2 protein-coding genes are annotated in these 2,832 nt (G+C 52.3%); both read left to right on the top strand.

The window, feature by feature from the left end:
* Positions 1 to 1,819, top strand: a 1,819-nt coding sequence (locus JJU14_RS16490; protein ID WP_228614806.1) for a GNAT family N-acetyltransferase, incomplete at its 5' end; no start/stop codon positions are given.
* Positions 1,820 to 1,869: 50 nt separating this feature from the next.
* Positions 1,870 to 2,682 (top strand): hypothetical protein, encoded by an 813-nt coding sequence (locus tag JJU14_RS16495; protein WP_228614807.1) that lies wholly within the window; start codon positions 1,870 to 1,872, stop codon positions 2,680 to 2,682.
* Positions 2,683 to 2,832: the final 150 nt, after the last annotated feature.

Genomic DNA, 2,832 nt, shown 5'->3' on the forward strand with positions numbered 1-2,832 from the left:
GGCCGATCTGGTCGCCGCGGTCAGTGGCAGTATTAAAGCCGGCGGCCTTTGGTTGTTGCTAACGCCAGAGCCTGAGCAATGGATAAAGCAACCCAATATCGATCATCGCCATCTGCTGCCTTATCCGCTGGATGCCGCCAGCCATCAGGGCGATTTCCTGCCGTTTTTCTACCATCGTTTGCAGCAATGTTCGCTCGCCTGGCTTACACCGGATGAGATTATTCAGGCACCAGGCTTTTCGGCAGCAAAAAATTCAGAACCAGCCCCGGCACCTTATGCCAGCACTGAGCAGCAAGCTGCGGTTGCCACCATCCGTAAAGTAGCACTGGGTCATCGTAAACGCCCCTTGGTGCTGACCGCGCATCGGGGACGGGGTAAATCAGCAGCACTGGGCCTTGCAGCAGCTGAGTTGGCTCAGCAAGGCAAACCGATCCTGCTTACCGCACCCAATGAGGCGGCAGCTGCTATCTGCCAACAGCACTTTGCCGCCCATACCGACACTGAACAACAATCACTGCTGCGTTACCTGCCCATTGATGTGCTGCTCAAGCAGCAACCCAAAGCCGATCTGGTGCTGGTCGATGAAGCAGCGGCTATTCCTACCCCCTTATTGCAGCAGCTGGTGCAGGCCTATCCCAGAGTCGTGTTTGCCACTACTGAGCATGGCTATGAAGGCACCGGCCGTGGTTTCCAGTTGCGTTTTCAGGCCTATTTGCAGCAGCATTTTGCTGGCTTCAAGCAGCTACAGCTGCAACAGCCCATTCGTTATGCCGCCGATGATCCGCTCGAGCAGCTGTTGTTTCATACCTTACTGCTGAACCTGACAGAGCCAGACCCGCTATGGGCCGGTAATACCGAACAGCTGCAGCTGCAGCAACTAAGCTCGGCCCAACTGGTAAAGCAGCCGCAGCTATTGCAGTCCTTGTTTCATTTACTGTCTTTGGCGCATTACCAAACCAGGGTCGACGATCTGGCTGCTTTGCTGGACAACCCCCAGCTGGAAATTTTCGCACTGCTGCAAGACAATGCGCTGCTGGCCTGCGCGCTGATCAGTTTGGAAGGCGAATTACCAGAATTACTCAGTAAAGAAATACTACTAGGCAAACGACGGGTACAGGGGCACCTGCTGGCACAAAGTCTGGCTTTTCACCTGCAACAACCCGAACTGAGCCAACAGCCAATGGCGCGTATTCAGCGCATCGTAGTGCACCCAAAACTGCAAGGCCAGGGCCTTGGCACTATGCTGCTTACTCACATTTGCGAGCACTACCAGCAAGCAGAGCGTCTGCTCGGTACCAGTTTTGCCGTAGCAACAAAGGTGCTGAACTTCTGGCTAAAAGCTGGCTTTGTGCCTGTGCGGCTGGGCATCAAGGCCGATCAGGCCAGCGGCGAACATTCATTGCTGATGCTAAAGCCAAGCGATAAACAGCAAAGCAGGCTCCAGCAACTGGAGAGCAACTTCTGTCGTCAGCTTTATCATCAAATCCCAGCGCTCTACCCGGAGCTTTCGCCAGCACTACTTCGCCAACTAGTCACGCCGCCACAGCAAGCACTCAGTCAACTGGATTACCAGGCACTGATCCTGTTTGCTGATCAGCAACGCCCTTTCGAACTGGTGTATAGCCAGTTGTTGCTTTGGTTTAATCAGCATGTTCAGGATGTAGCCGCTGCAGACGCTGAGCTTTGCATAGCACTTTTCTGGCAAAAGAAAGGGTTCGACGATTTAGCCAAAGCCTACGGCTTTCCCGGTAAAAAACAGCTCATCGCTCAATTACGTCGTATGGTGGCAGCAGCACTGGCAACACCCGGCTCAGCATAGCAAAATCGCAAAACTAGTGTTAATCTGCTGTTTTGACACATGATCAGACTATGCTCTCAATTGCCATTTTTGCCCTACTAACAAGCCTGACTGCAGAAGACTTTACCCAGCAACAGCTCAGCTTGCTGCAAGTTGCACTTAACACAGAGCAACTTAGTCAACGACTGACGGATGGTTACCTCAGCTGTCAGCACAGTGCATCGGCACAATACTGGGACAATTTACACCAGGATTTGGCAAGCTTTCCCGCGCTCAGCATGATCGAGCAAACACTGGCCTTACCCATCGAATCTTACCGGGACTTTGTGCAGACCATAGCCCTGCAACCTTCCCGTAATGTAATCATTTGGCAAAGCAGAGAGTTGGCCTGTGATGATGAGGATGCCTGGGAGCAGGTGTTTAGAGATTACCGCGAGGCGTATTTTGCGTTGGAGCTCAGCTCCCCCCTCGAGCAGAGCTTTGCCGATACACTTGCGCTAAGGCTGCAAGAGCAGGATCTGCTGCAACAACGCTATCAGCAACTGATTGAAAGCAGTAACAGCATCGCCATTGCCAGTGTGGTACATAAAAGCCAGCTTTCATCCATTGAGCAAGCCAATTACCTACACCTGGATTACCAAAGTGATTATATTTTTCGTACTCAAAAGGGCTGGAAGCATTATCCACCACTCTTTCTTGGGATGCACCGTTACTTATCTGCAGCAGAGCTGGCCGACGACAGCCAAGAATGGCTGATCTTCCTCGACCATCAGCAACACTTTATCAGTGCAGTTCCACTTATACAGGCTGACGCCTACCTGAAGTTACTTGGTGCTGAGCATTGGAGCTTTGATCGACACGGCAACCTGAAACGCAATCCTTAAAATCTACTCTCGTTTCTAGTAGCTCCAGGCTGAGTAGTCAAGCCGCGCAGCGGATAAAGCAAAAAGCCCACTCGATTGAGTGGGCTCTTGGCTTTATAAGGTGCCTGGCGGTGTACTACTCTCGCATGGCGAATGCCACACTACCATCGT

Origin of the sequence: Alkalimonas sp., from assembly GCF_020831925.1 — a bacterium.
In the GTDB taxonomy this organism is placed as follows: Bacteria; Pseudomonadota; Gammaproteobacteria; order Enterobacterales; family Alteromonadaceae; genus Alkalimonas.